Source organism: Bacillus tequilensis KCTC 13622 (genome assembly GCF_000507145.1).
Lineage (GTDB): Bacteria > Bacillota > Bacilli > Bacillales > Bacillaceae > Bacillus > Bacillus tequilensis.
Window position 1 is genome coordinate 357,807 of record NZ_AYTO01000034.1, and the last position, 18,197, is coordinate 376,003.

The window sequence follows — 18,197 nt, forward strand, 5'->3', positions numbered from 1 at the left end:
ATAAACATAGTATGTACTTTTAGTAGTAACCTATAAAAAAGAAATTTCATACATAGGAGTGCGATTGAATGTTAAATATGAAAGAAATCCACGAGCTGATAAAAGCAATTGATGAGTCTACAATTGACGAATTCGTATATGAAAATGAAGGTGTATCCTTAAAACTGAAAAAACATGAAGCAGGAACTGTTCAAGTCATGCAGCAGGCACCTGCTGCACCTGTACAGGCACAGGCTCCGCAGGCGGTTCAGCAGCAAGCAGCGCCGGCACCTGCTCAAGAAGCACCGAAGCAAGATGAGAATTTGCATAAAATCACTTCACCAATGGTAGGGACGTTTTATGCATCTTCATCACCGGAAGCAGGCCCGTATGTAACAGCCGGTTCAAAAGTAAATGAAAACACAGTTGTCTGCATTGTAGAAGCGATGAAGCTTTTCAACGAAATCGAAGCCGAAGTAAAAGGTGAAATTGTTGAAGTATTAGCAGAAAACGGCCAGCTGGTTGAATACGGACAACCTCTATTTCTTGTGAAAGCAGAGTAAGGAGACTTAACATGATTAAAAAGCTATTGATCGCCAACCGAGGAGAAATTGCTGTCAGAATCATCAGAGCCTGCAAAGAGCTCGGAATTGAGACTGTCGCTGTTTATTCAGAAGCTGATAAAGATGCCCTTCATGTTCAAATGGCCGATGAAGCTTTTTGTATTGGACCGAAAGCATCAAAAGACAGCTATTTAAACGTTACTAATATTGTGAGTGTTGCGAAACTGACAGGCACGGACGCTATTCATCCGGGATATGGATTTTTAGCTGAAAATGCCGATTTCGCTGAATTATGTGAAGAAGTTAACGTCATATTTGTCGGCCCGAGTGCTGACGCCATTTCAAAAATGGGAACAAAAGATGTTGCGCGGGAAACGATGAAGCAGGCTGGCGTGCCAATCGTGCCGGGATCACAAGGAATTATAGAAAATGTGGAAGAAGCGGTTTCGCTTGCTAATGAAATTGGGTATCCTGTTATTATAAAAGCCACTGCAGGCGGAGGCGGAAAAGGGATCAGGGTTGCCCGCACTGAAGAGGAACTGATTAACGGCATTAAGATTACACAGCAGGAAGCCGCAACAGCATTCGGCAATCCAGGTGTATACATCGAAAAATACATAGAAGATTTTCGCCATGTTGAGATCCAGGTGCTTGCCGATAACTACGGAAATACCATTCATTTAGGGGAACGCGACTGCTCGATTCAAAGACGCCTGCAAAAGCTTTTGGAAGAATCGCCATCTCCTGCCCTTGATTCAGAAATCCGGGAGCAGATGGGAGATGCAGCGGTAAAGGCTGCAAAAGCGGTTGGCTATACAGGTGCTGGAACAGTTGAATTTATTTATGACTACAATGAACAGCGCTATTACTTCATGGAAATGAACACGAGAATCCAGGTAGAGCACCCAGTCACAGAAATGGTAACGGGAACTGATTTGATTAAGGAACAAATCAAAGTGGCATCGGGAATGGAACTGAGCCTCAAGCAAGAAGATGTTGAATTTGAAGGCTGGGCTATCGAATGCCGAATTAACGCAGAAAATCCAAGTAAAAATTTTATGCCGTCACCTGGTGAAATTAAAATGTACCTGCCTCCTGGCGGTCTTGGCGTCCGTATTGATTCAGCTGTGTACCCGGGCTATTCCATTCCACCGTATTACGACAGCATGATTGCAAAAGTAATCACATACGGAAAAACGAGGGATGAAGCGATTTCCCGCATGAAGCGCGCGTTAAGCGAATTCGTCATCGAAGGCGTTGAGACGACAATCCCGTTCCACTTAAAACTGCTTGAACACGAAACATTTGTGAGCGGAGAGTTTAATACGAAATTTTTAGAAACATATGATGTAATGGGCTCATAATTTTTATGGAGGTGAATTGAATGAAAGACAATAGCTTGCTTAAAATGGATCAAGAAGATACGCATTTGGGTAAGGTTGAGATTGCACCGGAAGTCATTGAAGTTATTTCCGGCATTGCAGCCTCTGAAGTTGACGGTGTTGCCGAAATGCGAGGAAACTTTGCGACAGGCGTCGTCGAACGCTTCGGTAAAGTGAATCATGGCAAAGGTGTCAAAGTCGACCTGGCGGATGACGGAATTACGATCGATGTTTACTGTGTCGTGTCATTCGGTGTTTCCATTCCGAAAGTTGCAGCGTCCGTTCAGGAAAACATTCGTCAAACCTTATTAAATATGACGTCTCTTGCGATTAATGAAATCAATATTCACATCGTCGGCATTCAATTTGACACAAAAGCCCAGGAAGTCCAAATCGACGAAGAAATGTAAATGGCTTAACACGAAACCAAGGGGAGGGCGGCCCTTTGGTTTTTTTACACGTTACCCTTTATTTCAAAGCATGAAGAAAGCCGGCTCAAGGCAGCCGAGTTTCTTCATGATCGTGAAATCCGAATGATCATATTAAGGTGTTTGAAAATATTCGGTAATAGGGCGGAAAACCTTGATTTCAATATGCGGATGCGAAAAAAATATGTTATGATCTCTTTGTGGCTTAACGACAAGCGGATAAAGAGGATCAAAGGAGAAAGAAAATGAAAAGAAGAACAGCAAGAGAAAAAGCTTTGCAGGCACTATTTCAAATTGATGTCAGCGATATTGCAGTGAATGAAGCCATCGAACACGCACTGGATGAAGAAAAAACAGATCCTTTCTTTGAACAGCTTGTACACGGGGTATTGGAACACCAAGTCCAGCTGGATGAAATGATCTCCAAGCATCTTGTGAATTGGAAGCTTGATCGGATTGCCAATGTTGACCGCGCGATTTTACGTTTGGCAGCATACGAAATGGCATATGCTGAAGACATTCCGGTGAATGTCTCTATGAACGAAGCAATTGAGCTGGCAAAACGGTTTGGTGATGACAAAGCGACAAAGTTTGTAAACGGGGTTCTTTCTAACATTAAATCTGATATTGAACAATCATAGGAGGAAAGAAAATGACTGCAACAATCATCGACGGAAAAGAAACGGCTAGAGAAAAACGCGAACAATTGGCAAAAGAGGTAGAAGAGCTTAAAAAGCAAGGCGTCACTCCAGGGCTTGCGGTTATTTTGATTGGAGATGATCCTGCTTCTCACTCTTACGTGCGAGGAAAGAAAAAAGCGGCTGAAACGATGGGAATGAATTTCAAGCTCGATCAATTTGACAGCAGCCTCACAGAAGCTGAACTGCTTTCCATTATCGATCAGTACAATCAAGATCCTGAGTTTCACGGCATTCTCGTTCAACTTCCGCTTCCAGACCACATTTCTGAAAAAGCGGTGATTGAACGTATCTCTCCTGATAAAGATGTAGACGGTTTTCATCCATTAAACGTAGGGAAAATGCTGCTTGGCGAAGATACGTTTCTTCCTTGTACGCCTCACGGAATTGTTGAGCTTTTGAAGAAAACCAATATTGACCTTTCCGGTAAAGAAGTTGTTGTAGTCGGCCGAAGCAATATTGTCGGCAAACCTGTCGGCCAGCTTTTATTAAATGAAAACGCGACGGTTACTTACTGTCATTCAAGAACAGAAAATATGACAGAACATACGAAAAAAGCGGACATCCTGGTGGTGGCAGTCGGCAGAGCCAATTTCATCAGCGCAGACCAGATCAAAGAGGGCGCTGTTGTCATTGACGTCGGTGTGAATCGTCTGGAAAGCGGAAAGCTTTGCGGAGACGTTGAATTTGAAGGGGCGAAGGAAAAGGCATCCTTCATCACGCCGGTTCCGGGCGGAGTAGGTCCGATGACCATCACGATGCTTGCGCATAATACTGTTAAATCTGCGAAACGTACGTTATCATAGATTATTGGAGATATTCACAGGCGAAATGTTTACCAGCCGTGAATATGAGCACGATACCCGCTTCTTCAGGCTCCTATGCCAGAGCGGGTTTTCTTTAGTTATGGTGCAGGAATGCTTATGAGAGGAGTTTGAGACATGGGCGAAACAGCGTATGTTACTGTCTCAGCGCTGACAAAGTATATAAAACGAAAATTCGATGTAGATCCTCACCTTGAAAATATTTGGATTAAAGGCGAATTATCGAATGTCAAAATACACACAAGAGGCCACATTTATTTCACATTGAAAGACGAAAACGCCAGAATGCAGTCGGTGATGTTCGCGAGGCAAAGCGAGCGTCTGCCTTTTAAGCCTGAAAACGGCATGAAGGTGCTGGTCAGAGGCGGAATTTCTGTATATGAACCGAGCGGAAACTATCAGCTATATGCCAAAGAAATGCAGCCTGACGGGGTCGGAGCGCTTTATTTAGCGTATGAAGAGCTAAAAAAGAAGCTTGCCGGAGAAGGTTTATTTGACGACCGTTACAAAAAACAAATCCCCGCATTTCCAGCCACAATCGGGGTTGTGACATCTCCGACGGGTGCCGCTGTCAGAGACGTCATTACAACTCTAAAAAGAAGATATCCCCTTGTAAAAGTCATTGTTCTTCCAGCGCTCGTACAAGGCGAAAATGCGAGCAGATCTATCGTAAAGCGCATAGAAGAGGCAAATGAAAAACAGATTTGCGATGTATTAATTGTCGGGAGAGGCGGCGGTTCGATAGAAGAACTGTGGGCGTTTAATGAAGAAATTGTAGCACGCGCGATCTTTGCATCCGGCATTCCGATTATATCGGCGGTCGGGCACGAAACGGACTTTACGATCAGTGATTTTGTCGCTGATATCAGAGCCGCAACACCGACAGGAGCAGCTGAGATTGCTGTACCGCATACCACTGATTTAATCGAACGGACAAAAACAGCGGAAGTCAGAATGACAAGAGCGATGCAGCAGCACCTTGGCCAGAAAAAAGAACGGATTCAATCGCTGCAATCCTCGTATGCCTTTCGTTTTCCAAAACGGTTGTACGCACAAAAAGAGCAGCAGTTTGATCTTGCTTATCAGCAGTTTCAGGCACAGCTTACCGCTCTTTTAGATCGAAAAAACAGACAGCTTGAGCGTGAAACATACAGATTAGAGGCCCTTCATCCTCATGAACAGCTGAAGCAAGCAAAAACACGCTACGAAGAACAAACAAACCAGCTGAAAAAAAATATGTCCATCCAAATGAAGCAGCTGCACTCCCAATTTCAATCCGTTCTTGGCAAGCTGAATGCGTTAAGTCCTCTTCAAGTGATGGAAAGAGGATACAGCTTGGCTTATAAAGAAGACGAACTCATTAAAAGTGTCAGTCAGATAGAAGAGAAGGACCAGCTTGAGGTCAAGCTGAAGGATGGCGTTGTGACCTGCGAAGTATTAGAAAAGAGAGGGGAAGAAAAATGACAGACGTGAAAAAAAATGAAAACATGACATTTGAAGAGGCGATGAAAGGGCTTGAGAGCATTGTGTCAAAGCTTGAAGAGGGCGATGTGCCTTTAGAGCAAGCAATTAACTATTTTCAGGAAGGAATGGCTCTTTCAAAAATGTGTCACGAAAAGCTGCAAAAAGTTGAAAAACAAATGGACTTCATTTTGAAAGAAGACGGCGAACTGGCACCTTTTAGTGTTCAGGAGGAAGACGAAGGTGACAAATAATTTAACGAGCTTTCTGGCGGAGCGGAAAGAAACGATTGAAAAACAGCTTTATGTCTATACAGAAAAGCTTGATATGCCGGACTCATTAAAAAAATCTATGCTCTATTCCCTTGAGGCTGGAGGAAAGCGGCTGCGTCCTCTCATTGTACTGGCCGTTTTAAACGCATATGGTAAAGGTGAAAAAGACGGTATACCGGTCGGATGTGCCGTTGAAATGATTCATACGTATTCGTTAATTCATGATGATCTTCCTTGTATGGATGATGACGATTTGCGCCGCGGGAAGCCGACAAACCATAAAGTGTTTGGTGAAGCGACAGCGGTATTAGCGGGTGACGGGCTTCTAACAGAAAGCTTTAAGCTGATCACCTCCCACGTGTCAGACGAGGTGTCAGCAGAGAAGCGCCTTCGGCTTGTGAATGAACTGATTTCAGCGGCAGGCACTGAAGGCATGGTCGGGGGACAAGTAGCTGATATGGAAGCGGAAAACCGTCAAGTTACGCTTGAGGAACTCGAATCCATTCATGAGCGGAAAACGGCCAAACTCCTTGGTTTTTGCATAATCGCCGGTGCTATTTTGGCGGATGCGCCTGAGGAAGACATCGAAACGCTGCGTACCTTCAGCAGCCACATTGGAATTGGCTTTCAAATCAGAGACGACATTTTAGATCTAGAAGGCAGTGAAGAGAAAATCGGCAAGCGAGTCGGCTCGGATACAACAAACGACAAATCGACGTACCCGTCACTCCTGTCACTGGAAGGGGCCAAACATAAATTGGATGTTCATATAAAAGAGGCGAAGCGTTTGATCGGCGGGCTCTCTCTTCAAAAAGACCTTTTATATGAGCTTTGTGATTTAATTGCGGCAAGAGATCATTAAAACGATCCTAATTTGAAGCGGCTGCACGAGATATGGTAAAATGTAAGCAGTTTATATGAAAAGTGAAAAGGAAAAGTGCGTTTGTCTTTTTTTATGTCTGAGATTGGCCATTGGCAGCTCGGCATACGGAAGACATGTATCATTGCAGAAATTCATGCTGAAAGTGAGTTGATCCGCTTTGGATCTTTTATCAATACAGGACCCGTCGTTTTTAAAAAACATGTCCATTGATGAATTAGAAAAATTAAGTGATGAAATCCGTCAATTTTTAATTACAACTTTATCTGCTTCCGGCGGCCACATCGGTCCAAACTTAGGTGTCGTTGAGCTTACTGTTGCATTGCATAAGGAATTTAACAGCCCGAAAGACAAATTTTTATGGGATGTAGGCCATCAATCGTATGTCCATAAGCTGCTGACAGGACGCGGAAAAGAATTTGCGACGCTTCGCCAGTACAAAGGGCTTTGCGGATTTCCAAAGCGGAGTGAAAGCGAGCATGATGTGTGGGAAACCGGACACAGCTCAACTTCTCTTTCAGGCGCGATGGGAATGGCAGCAGCTCGTGATATTAAGGGAACGGATGAATTTATTATTCCGATCATTGGGGACGGCGCGCTGACCGGCGGAATGGCGCTTGAAGCCCTGAATCATATCGGCGACGAGAAAAAAGACATGATTGTCATTCTAAATGACAATGAAATGAGTATTGCACCGAATGTGGGCGCCATTCATTCTATGCTTGGGCGGCTGCGCACTGCCGGAAAATACCAGTGGGTGAAAGATGAGCTCGAATATTTGTTTAAAAAGATTCCGGCAGTTGGAGGCAAACTTGCCGCCACGGCGGAACGTGTCAAAGACAGCCTGAAATACATGCTCGTATCCGGAATGTTTTTTGAGGAGCTTGGTTTTACGTATTTAGGCCCGGTGGACGGACATTCTTACCATGAGCTGATTGAAAATCTTCAATACGCCAAAAAAACGAAGGGCCCTGTTCTCCTGCATGTCATCACGAAAAAAGGGAAGGGGTACAAACCGGCTGAAACCGATACGATCGGTACATGGCACGGGACCGGCCCTTATAAAATTAATACCGGTGACTTTGTAAAGCCGAAAGCCGCAGCTCCATCATGGAGCGGCCTTGTCAGCGGCACTGTGCAGCGAATGGCACGCGAGGACGGACGGATTGTAGCCATTACGCCGGCTATGCCTGTCGGCTCAAAGCTTGAAGGCTTCGCGAAGGAATTCCCTGATCGCATGTTCGACGTAGGAATCGCAGAACAGCATGCCGCAACGATGGCAGCAGCTATGGCAATGCAGGGAATGAAACCATTTTTGGCGATTTATTCAACCTTCCTGCAAAGAGCGTATGACCAAGTGCTTCACGACATCTGCCGCCAAAATGCCAATGTGTTTATTGGAATAGACCGTGCAGGACTCGTAGGCGCGGACGGAGAGACACATCAAGGCGTGTTTGATATTGCGTTTATGCGCCACATTCCAAACATGGTCTTAATGATGCCGAAAGATGAAAACGAAGGACAGCATATGGTTCATACCGCACTCAGCTATGACGAAGGCCCGATTGCGATGCGTTTTCCGCGGGGAAACGGACTCGGCGTAAAAATGGATGAACAGCTCAAAACGATTCCGCTTGGGACGTGGGAAGTGCTGCGCCCGGGAAACGATGCTGTCATCTTAACATTTGGAACAACGATCGAAATGGCGCTTGAAGCTGCTGAAGAGCTGCAAAAAGAAGGCCTCTCCGTGCGCGTTGTGAATGCGCGTTTTATTAAGCCGATTGATGAAAAGATGATGAAGAGTATCCTAAAAGAAGGCTTGCCGATTTTAACGATTGAAGAAGCGGTCTTAGAAGGCGGTTTCGGAAGCTCGATTTTAGAATTTGCTCATGATCAAGGTGAATATCATACACCAATCGATAGAATGGGCATTCCCGATCGATTTATCGAACACGGAAGTGTAACGGCGCTACTTGAAGAAATTGGACTGACAAAACAGCAGACGGCAAACCGCATTAGATTAATGATGCCGCCGAAGACACACAAAGGAATTGGATCATGACGTCAAAGAAAGAACGATTAGATGTATTACTAGTAGAAAGAGGGCTGGCCGAGACGCGGGAAAAAGCCAAGAGAGCCGTTATGGCGGGGATCGTCTATTCAAACGAAAACCGCTTGGACAAGCCTGGGGAAAAGATTGACCGCGACCTTCCTTTAACGGTTAAAGGAAACCCGCTGAAATATGTAAGCAGAGGCGGTTTGAAGCTTGAAAAAGCGCTGAAGGAGTTTCCCGTCTCTGTGAAGGACAAAATCATGATTGATATTGGCTCTTCCACTGGCGGTTTTACGGACTGCGCCCTGCAAAATGGAGCGAAACAGTCATATGCAGTAGATGTAGGCTACAATCAGCTTGCATGGAAGCTCAGACAGGATGAACGGGTCGTCGTGATGGAACGGACGAACTTCCGTTATGCAACACCGGCAGACTTTACTAAGGGCATGCCGGAGTTTGCCACAATTGATGTGTCCTTTATTTCACTGCGGCTCATCCTGCCCGTTCTCAAAACATTGCTTGTACCGGACAGCGACTGCATGGCTCTTGTTAAGCCGCAGTTTGAAGCGGGACGGGAATCAGTCGGCAAAAAAGGGATTGTCAGAGACCCTAAAGTGCATGCTGATGTTCTGAAGCGAATGATCAGTTTTTCTGCGGCTGAAGGCTATATCTGCCAAGGCCTGTCATTTTCACCGATTACGGGAGGAGACGGAAATATCGAATTCCTCCTTCATTTGCATTGGCCGGGAGAAGGACAGGAAGGACAGGAGCTGTCGGAAGAAGAGATCAATCGCGTTGTTGAAGAGGCGCATAAGACGTTAAAAGAAAAAAAAGCAGATGTACCGGAATAATAGGGCGCTATTATTCCTTTTTTCTGCATTCATGTACAATTTGCAGAGAATCATATAACATAAAAGAACAGATAAGCTGGAAATAGAGGTGCTTACATGAACAAAGGCCAGAGGCATATTAAAATCAGAGAGATCATTACAAGCAATGAAATCGAAACGCAGGATGAATTGGTCGACATGCTGAAGCAGGATGGATACAAAGTAACACAAGCCACGGTTTCACGTGATATTAAAGAACTTCACCTTGTGAAAGTGCCTACGAATAACGGCTCATACAAATACAGTCTTCCGGCAGACCAGCGTTTCAACCCGCTGTCCAAGCTGAAGCGGGCATTGATGGACGCATTTGTGAAAATAGACTCAGCAAGCCATATGATTGTGCTGAAAACGATGCCAGGCAACGCTCAGGCAATCGGGGCGCTGATGGATAACCTGGACTGGGATGAAATAATGGGGACCATTTGCGGAGATGACACGATTTTAATTATTTGCCGGACTCCTGAAGATACAGACGGCGTAAAAAACAGGCTGCTTGAGCTGCTGTAAGAGAAATCTAACAAAGATAAGAGGTGTAATGCTGTTTGTTAGCTGAACTATCGATTAAAAACTTTGCCATTATTGAGGAACTGACGGTTTCTTTTGAACGAGGGCTTACGGTATTAACAGGAGAAACCGGAGCCGGCAAATCCATTATCATAGACGCCATTTCTCTTTTAGTCGGCGGCCGCGGATCATCTGAATTTGTCAGATATGGAGAGGCAAAAGCCGAGCTTGAAGGGCTGTTTCTATTGGAGAGCGGCCATCCCGTTTTTGGTGTATGCGCTGAGCAGGGAATCGACGTTTCAGACGAAATGATTGTCATGAGAAGGGATATCAGCACGAGCGGAAAAAGTGTTTGCCGTGTGAATGGCAAGCTTGTCACGATTGCCTCGCTAAGAGAGATCGGAAGGCTTTTATTAGATATTCACGGGCAGCACGATAACCAGCTGTTAATGGAGGACGAAAATCATCTCCAGCTTTTGGACAAGTTTGCCGGAATCGAAGTGGAAAGCGCACTCCAAGCGTATCAGGAAGGGTATCAGCGGTATATGAAGCTCCTTAAAAAGCTAAAGCAGCTTTCTGAAAGCGAACAGGAAATGGCCCATCGACTGGATCTGATTCAATTTCAGCTGGAAGAAATTGAATCGGCAAAGCTTGAGCTTAATGAAGATGAACAGCTCCAAGAAGAACGCCAGCAAATTTCAAACTTTGAGAAGATCTATGAATCGCTGCAAAATGCATATAACGCGCTGCGCAGTGAGCAGGGCGGACTGGATTGGGTCGGAATGGCATCAGCGCAGCTTGAAGATATATCGGATATTAATGAACCGCTTAAAAAACTGTCCGAAAGTGTTTCGAATTCTTACTATCTTCTGGAAGACGCTACATTTCAGATGAGAAATATGCTGGATGAGCTTGAATATGATCCGGATAGGCTGAACTATATTGAAGCTCGTCTCAATGAGATGAAACAGCTGAAGCGAAAATACGGTGCAACTGTTGAGGACATTTTAGAATATGCTTCTAAGATTGAAGAAGAGATTGACCAAATAGAAAACAGGGACAGCCATCTTCAAACTTTGAAGATGGAGCTTGACTCAGTCGGCAAAGATGTTGCAGTGGAAGCGGCAAATGTTTCGCAAATTCGGAAAGCATGGGCAAAAAAACTGGCTGATGAAATTCATCGGGAATTAAAAAGCCTGTACATGGAAAAATCAACGTTTGATACGGAGTTTAAGGTCAGAACAGCGTCTCACAATGAGGAGGCGCCGGTTGTAAACGGCCAGCCTGTTCAGCTGTCTGAACAAGGGATTGATTTGGTGAAGTTTTTAATTTCAACCAATACAGGCGAACCATTGAAATCTCTTTCGAAAGTTGCTTCCGGCGGAGAGCTGTCACGGGTCATGCTTGCCATAAAAAGCATTTTTTCTTCTCAGCAGGACGTGACATCGATTATTTTTGATGAAGTCGATACCGGTGTAAGCGGCAGAGTCGCACAGGCAATCGCTGAGAAGATCCACAAAGTGTCAATAGGATCACAAGTGCTGTGTATTACACATTTGCCTCAGGTAGCGGCCATGGCAGATACGCATCTTTATATTGCGAAGGAATTAAAAGACGGCAGAACGACGACCCGTGTCAAGCCGCTTTCTCACCAGGAAAAGGTGGCGGAAATCGGGCGCATGATTGCCGGAGTCGAAGTGACAGACTTAACAAAACGCCATGCGAAAGAACTTTTAAAACAAGCGGATCAAGTCAAAACAACAGGGTAAGCTGCGCGAGAAGCGCAGCTTATTTTTTTCGCACACATCCATTCGTTCATCAGTATATCCAATGTTTTTCTTTATATGACAGTTATAAATAAGCCGTCGGAAGGCAAAATTAAATGATGTAGCAGCAAGTCAAAGAAGGTGTGGGATAGGAGCGAGGAGAGTGAAGTAGTGAATGCCCGATAACATCAGAAAAGCAGTAGGTTTAATTCTCCTTGTTTCGTTATTAAGTGTAGGTTTATGCAAACCGCTAAAAGAGTATTTACTGATTCCAACGCAAATGAGAGTATTTGAAACGCAAACACAAGCGATTGAAACGGGTTTATCAGTAGACGCTCATGCACAAGAATCGTCAGAAGCGTTTACAGTTAAGAAAGACCCGCATGAAATCAAGGTGACAGGCAAAAAATCAGGGAAGTCTGAATTAGTATATGATTTAGCCGGATTTCCCATTAAAAAAACAAAAGTGCAAGTTCTTCCTGATTTAAAGGTCATACCCGGCGGACAATCAATCGGTGTAAAACTTCATTCCGTCGGTGTTCTCGTCGTCGGATTTCACCAAATCAATACAAGTGAAGGTAAGAAATCTCCGGGCGAAACGGCCGGTATTCAAGCAGGCGACATCATTATCGAGATGAATGGACAGAAAATTGAAAAAATGAATGATGTTGCCCCATTTATCCAGAAAGCCGGTAAAACTGGGGAATCGTTAGACTTGCTGATTAAACGTGAGAAACAGAAAATCAAAACAAAGCTCATTCCGGAAAAAGATGAAGCTGAAGGCAAGTACAGAATTGGTTTATACATCAGGGATTCTGCCGCTGGCATCGGCACCATGACCTTTTATGAACCAAAAACAAAAAAATACGGAGCACTTGGCCACGTGATTTCCGATATGGACACAAAGAAACCAATCGTAGTGGAGAATGGAGAAATCGTTAAATCCACTGTAACATCCATTGAAAAAGGGACAGGCGGAAATCCGGGAGAAAAACTGGCGCGATTTTCCTCAGAACGCAAAACGATCGGCGATATAAACAGAAACAGCCCATTTGGCATTTTCGGCACACTGCATCAGCCGATTCAAAACAACATTTCAGATCGAGCATTGCCGGTTGCGTTTTCTACTGAAGTCAAAAAAGGGCCTGCTGAAATTTTAACGGTCATTGATGACGACAAGGTAGAAAAATTTGATATAGAAATCGTCAGCACAACGCCGCAAAAATTCCCTGCGACAAAAGGAATGGTTTTAAAAATAACTGATCCAAGGCTGTTGAAAGAAACAGGCGGGATCGTACAGGGAATGAGCGGAAGTCCGATCATTCAAAATGGAAAAGTGATCGGCGCTGTCACCCATGTATTTGTAAATGATCCGACAAGCGGCTATGGCGTTCATATTGAATGGATGCTGTCAGAAGCGGGAATCGATATTTACGGAAAAGAAAAAGCAAGCTGACTGCCGGAATTTCCGGCAGTTTTTTTGTTTTGATCCCTCTTCACTTCTCAGAATACATACGGTAAAATATACAAAAGAAGATTTTTCGACAAATTCACGTTTCCTTGTTTGTCAAATTTCATTTTTAGTCGAAAAACAGAGAAAAACATAGAATAACAAAGATATGCCACTAATATTGGTGATAATGATTTTTTTTAGAGGGTATATAGCGGTTTTGTCGAATGTAAACATGTAGCAAGGGTGAATCCTGTTAACTACATTTGGGGAGGAAGAAACGTGGAGAAAATTAAAGTTTGTGTTGCTGATGATAATCGAGAGCTGGTAAGCCTGTTGAGTGAATATATAGAAGGACAGGAAGACATGGAAGTGATCGGTGTTGCCTATAACGGACAGGAGTGCCTGTCGTTGTTTAAAGAAAAAGATCCCGATGTGCTCGTATTAGATATTATTATGCCGCATTTAGACGGACTTGCGGTTTTAGAGAGGCTAAGGGAATCAGATCTTAAGAAACAGCCGAATGTCATTATGCTGACAGCCTTTGGGCAGGAAGATGTCACGAAAAAGGCCGTCGATTTAGGCGCGTCCTACTTTATTCTCAAACCGTTTGATATGGAAAACCTTGTCGGACATATCCGCCAGGTCAGCGGAAATGCCAGCAGTGTGACGCATCGTGCGCCATCATCCCAAAGCAGCATTATACGCAGCAGCCAGCCTGAACCAAAGAAGAAAAATCTCGATGCGAGCATCACAAGCATTATCCATGAAATCGGAGTCCCAGCACATATTAAAGGTTATCTCTATTTACGCGAAGCAATCTCAATGGTATACAATGACATCGAATTGCTCGGCAGCATTACAAAAGTCCTCTATCCAGACATTGCCAAAAAATTCAACACAACTGCAAGCCGTGTAGAAAGAGCGATTCGCCATGCGATTGAAGTGGCATGGAGCAGAGGAAACATTGATTCCATCTCCTCACTGTTCGGTTATACCGTCAGCATGACAAAAGCTAAGCCGACCAACAGCGAGTTTATTGCGATGGTTGCGGATAAGCTGAGATTAGAGCATAAGGCTTCTTAAGCGTGAACATATGAAGTGATAATTAAATCAAACGTCTTTTATTTATTGGTTTGCACTGATAAATAGGAGGCGTTTTGTTTTTGCGGACATTTGTTATGATAGGTGTGGAATGAAAAATTTATTTTCCGTAAGGAGCGATGCTTGTGTTTGAAAAGTATGGATTGGTGATTGCACTATTTATTCTTGCGCTTTGCGTCAATTCGAACATCATGACAGAATCACGAATACTCGGCATGTTTATCGACTTTATCTCATTTACGGTCATGGTTTCATGTGTCCTCGCTGCTTGGAGAATCAAAACCAAACAATCAGAATCAAATTGAAACCTTCCTCCTCTAAAATCGTAAGTAAGGTGTATTTTATTTAAAGGAGACGTATGAATGAAAAAGAAAAAAACAAGAAAGCGTGATGGGCTTTTCCTAGACTTTCTTTTCGAAGCGGGTGGGGAACTCATACTTTTATTGTTTAGATGTGTACATAAACTATTTATATAAAGGGAAAAAAGACTGCCGAATCCGTTTCGGCAGTCTTTATATATTAGTCTTTATAAGGCACCCAGCCAGACGTGTTTACAATCGCTTGCCACAGCGGTTCAGGCAAGTGATATTTTTCTTTATCTGTGCCTTTGATCACTGTTTCGATTTGTTTTTCCCGGCCATCTTTTACTTTTACAGCCCAGTCAGGGTCAACTAAAATTTCGCGTCCCATAGCGACTAGCGGAATGCCGTTTTCGATCACAGCCAGTGCGTCATCTGCAGAATGAATGGAACCGACAGCGATCAGCGGCACTTTGTTTCCGACACGTTCTTTCAATAAATCCATGCGTGTGCGAGTTGGATCTGCGCCGCGGCGCGCTTTTGAGTTCACATCCATCAGTGAGATATGAAGGTAATCCAATTCTTTATCCCCTAAAGCGTCAACAAGCGTAAAGGTTTCAGTCATTGTCAATCCTGGTGTCTCAGGTTCTTCAGGAGACAGACGGTAGCCGACTAAGAATGCACCCTTCGCATGTTCTGCAATGGCTTTTTTGACTTCATCGACAATAGCAAGCGGGAAGGCTAATCGTTTTTCGTCGCTTCCTCCCCAGCGATCTGTGCGTTGATTGGTTTTCGGAGAATAAAACTGCTGAATCAAATAGCCGTTTGCACCGTGAATTTCAACACCGTCAAAGCCGGCTTCAATAGCGCGTCTTGTTGCTTCTCCAAATGCCTTTACAATGTTTTCCGTTTCCTCTTCTGTTAAGGCGCGGGCGATTTTCTTGCCGTTATCAAACACGTCACTTGGTGCTACAACATCTTGTTGTGGGACGAGCTCAGGCGGGCATTCAATGCCGCCGTGATGAATTTGCACAACTGCTTTAGCGCCTTGTGCCTGAATGGCTTGTGCTAATTTTTTCAAACCTGAAATGTTGGAATCATCATGGATGGCCGGCTGTCCGGGAAAAGCTTTTCCGTCAGGTGTGACATTTGCGCATGCTGTAATCACCATTCCCATCTCTTTTGAGCGGGGAATGATATAGTCAAGCTCTGCATCAGATATCGAGCCGTCATCATTAGATGAATAATGAGTCATGGGTGCTACTGTGATCCGGTTGTCGATTGTAACGCCGCTTTTAAACGTAAACGGTTCAAAGAGCGGTTTATACTTAGGGTTCATTTCATCATCTTCTTTCGTTAGATTCGCACATATTCTAGCCTATATGTAAAAATTAATGCAAATGATCTGCTTCACCGGCTGAATATCTTGAGTACAGAGTGATGTTTTCTTCGCTCTTTTTCAGGAGCTTTGTAGCCGCCGCTGATTTGGTGGCCAATGGTGCAAGTGATGACCGCTGCAGCGAGCAGCAGAACGAATTTTTTCATGGCTGTAACTTCTTTCTGTAAAGTGAATATCCTTTAAAAGGTTACGCCTCGCTGATTCAGCCGTCAAACGATTTGCTCGCATATTCCTCACATTTTTTAAAATGAATAAAAAGTTGCTTCTTTCCGTTAATTTTTTCAAATATGCGCCTCAATTAGAGCGATCCTCATAGACAAATACGATTGCTTTCTTTCTAACAACAGGAAATGATCAGGTCGTATAGCCCCTTTGAAAAATGTGGAACCGCAGTGCGGGCTTCCACACCTGCTTTACAAATCTGCCATTCTGGTCAAAGATAAAAGCCAAACATCAGGAAGAGGTGATCATGTGAAACAAACGGTTCTTTTGCTGTTTACTGTGCTCCTTCTCTCAGGGTGCAGTGTTGCAAGTGCGGATGACTCAGCCCCGAGGTTTACCGAAGAGGGAAAATACATTGGCTCTGCTGATCCTCATACGATCGCTGTTTCTCTGAATGGAGAAGAAACTATGATTCAAGTTCCGAAAAATAAGCGTGATGAATGTGAATCACTGCCAGGTCACACAAATGTCCAGGTGAAATATATCAAAAAGGATAATGGAACCTTACAGCTGGAAGATATTCAGCTGCAGAGGAATGCATCATAAAAAGACCGGGGGGAGAAAGTTGAGAATGTTATGGAGGAGTTTGGCGATATGCGGATTGGCTCTGACGCTCGCGCCTTGTGCTCAAGCGGCGGAGCCGATAAAAGGGAAAACAGTTTACATTGATGCCGGACACGGCGGGGAAGACAGCGGAGCAGTCGGGAACGGGCTCTTTGAAAAGGATATAAATTTAGCTGTTTCCGAGCAGGTGACGGACAAGCTGAAAGCGGAGGGGGCTAATCCTGTTGCGTCCAGGTCTGACGATCATTTTCTGACCTTGGAGGACAGAGTGGCAAAAGCAAGTGCCAATCAGGCCGATCTTTTTGTCAGCATTCATGTGAATTCAGGGGTTGCTTCAGCGTCTGGAACAGAAACATATTTTCAGTCTGACTATGAAGCGGAAAGCAGCCGGCGTCTGGCAGCCAATATTCAGTCGCAGCTCGTCTCATCCTTACAGACGAGAGACAGAGGCGTAAAAGAATCAGGCTTTTACGTCATTACATATTCTCAAATGCCGAGTGTTCTCGCGGAGCTTGGATTTATCACAAACAGCTCTGATGCGGACAAGCTCGGAAACGAAGGTTACCAGCAAAAGGCAGCGGATGCGATTGTCAATGGCATTGATTCTTATTACGATTAGAAGATTGTTACAGCCTTAATCCTAGAGTGGAAACGCCGAAATCAGTATAATAGAGAAAACTGTAGGGCTTGAGGTGAAACGATGACAAAGATTTTTGCCCATCGAGGGGCATCAGGTCAATATCCCGAAAATACAATGCTTGCATTTGAAAAAGGAATTGAAGCAGGGGCGGACGGAATAGAGTTTGATGTACAGCTGGCAAAAGACGGACGAATTGTTGTGATCCATGATGAAAGGCTCGATCGGACGACATCACTCAAAGGATTCGTAAAGGATACAGCGTATGATGTGATAAAAACGGCGAATGCGGCCGCAAACCACCACCATACGTACAGTGATACCAAAGTGCCGCTGCTTGAAGACGTGCTCTTTTGGGCAGAGAAAAAGCATTTTCTCCTCAACATTGAATTAAAAAACAGCGTGATCCGCTATGAGGGAATGGAGGAAAAAGTACTTGAGGAAGTGAAGCGGTTCCATTTAGAGGAAAGGGTCATCCTATCTACGTTTAATCATGAAAGCTTGGCGCTATGTGCCCGGCTTGCTCCTCATATCGAAAGGGCGGCATTAACTTCAGATGTGCTTTATCAGGCTGATCGGTATATCACATCAATTCCGGCTTCCGGCTATCACCCGAGACTGAACAGTCCGGCTGCAGCTGATGATGTACTGAAGAAAATGAGGAACAGTTCGATCAAGGTCAGACCGTATACGGTCAATCGGCCGGAAGATATGAAACGCCTCATCGAAGCGGGGGCAGACGGCATTTTCACCGATTTTCCTGCAAAGGCTGTGGCCATGCTGAAAAATGAATAGTTGTTTCAGAGGAAGGCTGTTCGCTCA

Annotated in this window: 20 protein-coding genes; 18 read left to right on the top strand and 2 right to left on the bottom strand. The window is 44.4% G+C overall.

The window, feature by feature from the left end; genetic code table 11:
• Positions 1-68 precede the first annotated feature (68 nt).
• The 15 genes from accB to V756_RS0113465 all read left to right on the top strand — a co-directional run bounded on the left by accB (position 69) and on the right by V756_RS0113465 (position 14,559).
• Positions 69-542: an acetyl-CoA carboxylase biotin carboxyl carrier protein gene (gene accB / locus V756_RS0113395; RefSeq protein ID WP_024715098.1), complete on the top strand. Its 474-nt coding sequence runs from the start codon at positions 69-71 to the stop codon at positions 540-542.
• An 11-nt stretch (positions 543-553) separates the two neighbouring features.
• Positions 554-1,906, top strand: coding sequence for an acetyl-CoA carboxylase biotin carboxylase subunit (gene accC / locus V756_RS0113400; RefSeq protein WP_024715099.1), 1,353 nt, complete (start codon positions 554-556; stop codon positions 1,904-1,906).
• Positions 1,907-1,926: 20 nt separating this feature from the next.
• The gene (yqhY, locus tag V756_RS0113405) at positions 1,927-2,334 is read left to right on the top strand and encodes a fatty acid biosynthesis protein YqhY (protein WP_024715100.1); all 408 of its coding nucleotides are present in this window, start codon (positions 1,927-1,929) and stop codon (positions 2,332-2,334) included.
• A 263-nt stretch (positions 2,335-2,597) separates the two neighbouring features.
• The gene (gene nusB / locus V756_RS0113410) at positions 2,598-2,993 is read left to right on the top strand and encodes a transcription antitermination factor NusB (RefSeq protein WP_003226401.1); all 396 of its coding nucleotides are present in this window, start codon (positions 2,598-2,600) and stop codon (positions 2,991-2,993) included.
• Between the two features lie 11 nt (positions 2,994-3,004).
• Complete coding sequence (folD, locus tag V756_RS0113415) at positions 3,005-3,856, top strand: bifunctional methylenetetrahydrofolate dehydrogenase/methenyltetrahydrofolate cyclohydrolase FolD (RefSeq protein ID WP_014114365.1); 852 nt, start codon at positions 3,005-3,007, stop codon at positions 3,854-3,856.
• Positions 3,857-3,991: 135 nt separating this feature from the next.
• Positions 3,992-5,338: an exodeoxyribonuclease VII large subunit gene (xseA, locus tag V756_RS0113420; protein ID WP_024715101.1), complete on the top strand. Its 1,347-nt coding sequence runs from the start codon at positions 3,992-3,994 to the stop codon at positions 5,336-5,338.
• Positions 5,335-5,589 (top strand): exodeoxyribonuclease VII small subunit, encoded by a 255-nt coding sequence (locus V756_RS0113425; RefSeq protein ID WP_003226409.1) that lies wholly within the window; start codon positions 5,335-5,337, stop codon positions 5,587-5,589. Before xseA ends, V756_RS0113425 begins: the two co-directional genes overlap by 4 nt.
• The gene (locus V756_RS0113430) at positions 5,579-6,469 is read left to right on the top strand and encodes a polyprenyl synthetase family protein (protein WP_024715102.1); all 891 of its coding nucleotides are present in this window, start codon (positions 5,579-5,581) and stop codon (positions 6,467-6,469) included. Before V756_RS0113425 ends, V756_RS0113430 begins: the two co-directional genes overlap by 11 nt.
• 178 nt (positions 6,470-6,647) lie before the next feature.
• Complete coding sequence (dxs, locus tag V756_RS0113435; RefSeq protein ID WP_024715103.1) at positions 6,648-8,549, top strand: 1-deoxy-D-xylulose-5-phosphate synthase; 1,902 nt, start codon at positions 6,648-6,650, stop codon at positions 8,547-8,549.
• Positions 8,546-9,391, top strand: a complete 846-nt coding sequence (locus V756_RS0113440) for a TlyA family RNA methyltransferase (protein WP_024715104.1) — start codon at positions 8,546-8,548, stop codon at positions 9,389-9,391. Before dxs ends, V756_RS0113440 begins: the two co-directional genes overlap by 4 nt.
• A 96-nt stretch (positions 9,392-9,487) precedes the next feature.
• Positions 9,488-9,937: an arginine repressor ArgR gene (argR, locus tag V756_RS0113445; protein ID WP_014114358.1), complete on the top strand. Its 450-nt coding sequence runs from the start codon at positions 9,488-9,490 to the stop codon at positions 9,935-9,937.
• A gap of 35 nt (positions 9,938-9,972) precedes the next feature.
• Complete coding sequence (gene recN / locus V756_RS0113450) at positions 9,973-11,703, top strand: DNA repair protein RecN (RefSeq protein ID WP_024715105.1); 1,731 nt, start codon at positions 9,973-9,975, stop codon at positions 11,701-11,703.
• Positions 11,704-11,875: 172 nt separating this feature from the next.
• Positions 11,876-13,156 (top strand): SpoIVB peptidase, encoded by a 1,281-nt coding sequence (gene spoIVB / locus V756_RS0113455; RefSeq protein ID WP_024715106.1) that lies wholly within the window; start codon positions 11,876-11,878, stop codon positions 13,154-13,156.
• Between the two features lie 276 nt (positions 13,157-13,432).
• Positions 13,433-14,236 carry a sporulation transcription factor Spo0A gene (gene spo0A / locus V756_RS0113460; RefSeq protein ID WP_003226427.1) on the top strand — a complete coding sequence of 268 codons (804 nt, stop codon included), beginning with the start codon at positions 13,433-13,435 and terminating at the stop codon, positions 14,234-14,236.
• A 137-nt stretch (positions 14,237-14,373) separates the two neighbouring features.
• Complete coding sequence (locus V756_RS0113465; protein WP_255210032.1) at positions 14,374-14,559, top strand: hypothetical protein; 186 nt, start codon at positions 14,374-14,376, stop codon at positions 14,557-14,559.
• Between the two features lie 214 nt (positions 14,560-14,773).
• Here V756_RS0113465 and V756_RS0113475 read toward each other — a convergent pair whose 3' ends face one another.
• Together V756_RS0113475 and V756_RS1000000123930 are read right to left on the bottom strand one after the other, a co-directional pair.
• A complete protein-coding gene (locus tag V756_RS0113475) occupies positions 14,774-15,892 on the bottom strand; it encodes an NADH-dependent flavin oxidoreductase (RefSeq protein ID WP_024715108.1) in 1,119 nt (372 codons plus the stop codon).
• A gap of 71 nt (positions 15,893-15,963) precedes the next feature.
• Positions 15,964-16,098 carry a hypothetical protein gene (locus V756_RS1000000123930; RefSeq protein WP_003236876.1) on the bottom strand — a complete coding sequence of 45 codons (135 nt, stop codon included), beginning with the start codon at positions 16,096-16,098 and terminating at the stop codon, positions 15,964-15,966.
• Between the two features lie 325 nt (positions 16,099-16,423).
• Between V756_RS1000000123930 and yqiH the strand changes: the two genes are divergently transcribed.
• From yqiH to V756_RS0113500, 3 genes are all read left to right on the top strand, one after another.
• Positions 16,424-16,720, top strand: a complete 297-nt coding sequence (yqiH, locus tag V756_RS0113490) for a lipoprotein YqiH (protein ID WP_024715109.1) — start codon at positions 16,424-16,426, stop codon at positions 16,718-16,720.
• A 19-nt stretch (positions 16,721-16,739) separates the two neighbouring features.
• Entirely contained in the window at positions 16,740-17,357 is a 618-nt protein-coding gene (locus tag V756_RS0113495) for an N-acetylmuramoyl-L-alanine amidase family protein (protein WP_024715110.1), read from the top strand.
• A gap of 81 nt (positions 17,358-17,438) precedes the next feature.
• Positions 17,439-18,170, top strand: coding sequence for a glycerophosphodiester phosphodiesterase (locus V756_RS0113500; RefSeq protein ID WP_024715111.1), 732 nt, complete (start codon positions 17,439-17,441; stop codon positions 18,168-18,170).
• Positions 18,171-18,197: the final 27 nt, after the last annotated feature.

Excerpts from the sequence above, each read along its gene's own strand:
- accB (WP_024715098.1), top strand. The coding sequence starts at position 69 with ATGTTAAATATGAAAGAAATCCACGAGCTGATAAAAGCAATTGATGAG.
- accC (WP_024715099.1), top strand. The coding sequence starts at position 554 with ATGATTAAAAAGCTATTGATCGCCAACCGAGGAGAAATTGCTGTCAGA.
- yqhY (WP_024715100.1), top strand. The coding sequence starts at position 1,927 with ATGAAAGACAATAGCTTGCTTAAAATGGATCAAGAAGATACGCATTTG.
- nusB (WP_003226401.1), top strand. The coding sequence starts at position 2,598 with ATGAAAAGAAGAACAGCAAGAGAAAAAGCTTTGCAGGCACTATTTCAA.
- folD (WP_014114365.1), top strand. The coding sequence starts at position 3,005 with ATGACTGCAACAATCATCGACGGAAAAGAAACGGCTAGAGAAAAACGC.
- xseA (WP_024715101.1), top strand. The coding sequence starts at position 3,992 with ATGGGCGAAACAGCGTATGTTACTGTCTCAGCGCTGACAAAGTATATA.
- V756_RS0113425 (WP_003226409.1), top strand. The coding sequence starts at position 5,335 with ATGACAGACGTGAAAAAAAATGAAAACATGACATTTGAAGAGGCGATG.
- V756_RS0113440 (WP_024715104.1), top strand. The coding sequence starts at position 8,546 with ATGACGTCAAAGAAAGAACGATTAGATGTATTACTAGTAGAAAGAGGG.
- argR (WP_014114358.1), top strand. The coding sequence starts at position 9,488 with ATGAACAAAGGCCAGAGGCATATTAAAATCAGAGAGATCATTACAAGC.
- spoIVB (WP_024715106.1), top strand. The coding sequence starts at position 11,876 with ATGCCCGATAACATCAGAAAAGCAGTAGGTTTAATTCTCCTTGTTTCG.
- V756_RS0113465 (WP_255210032.1), top strand. The coding sequence starts at position 14,374 with ATGCTTGTGTTTGAAAAGTATGGATTGGTGATTGCACTATTTATTCTT.
- V756_RS0113475 (WP_024715108.1), bottom strand. The coding sequence starts at position 15,892 with ATGAACCCTAAGTATAAACCGCTCTTTGAACCGTTTACGTTTAAAAGC.
- V756_RS1000000123930 (WP_003236876.1), bottom strand. The coding sequence starts at position 16,098 with ATGAAAAAATTCGTTCTGCTGCTCGCTGCAGCGGTCATCACTTGCACC.
- V756_RS0113500 (WP_024715111.1), top strand. The coding sequence starts at position 17,439 with ATGACAAAGATTTTTGCCCATCGAGGGGCATCAGGTCAATATCCCGAA.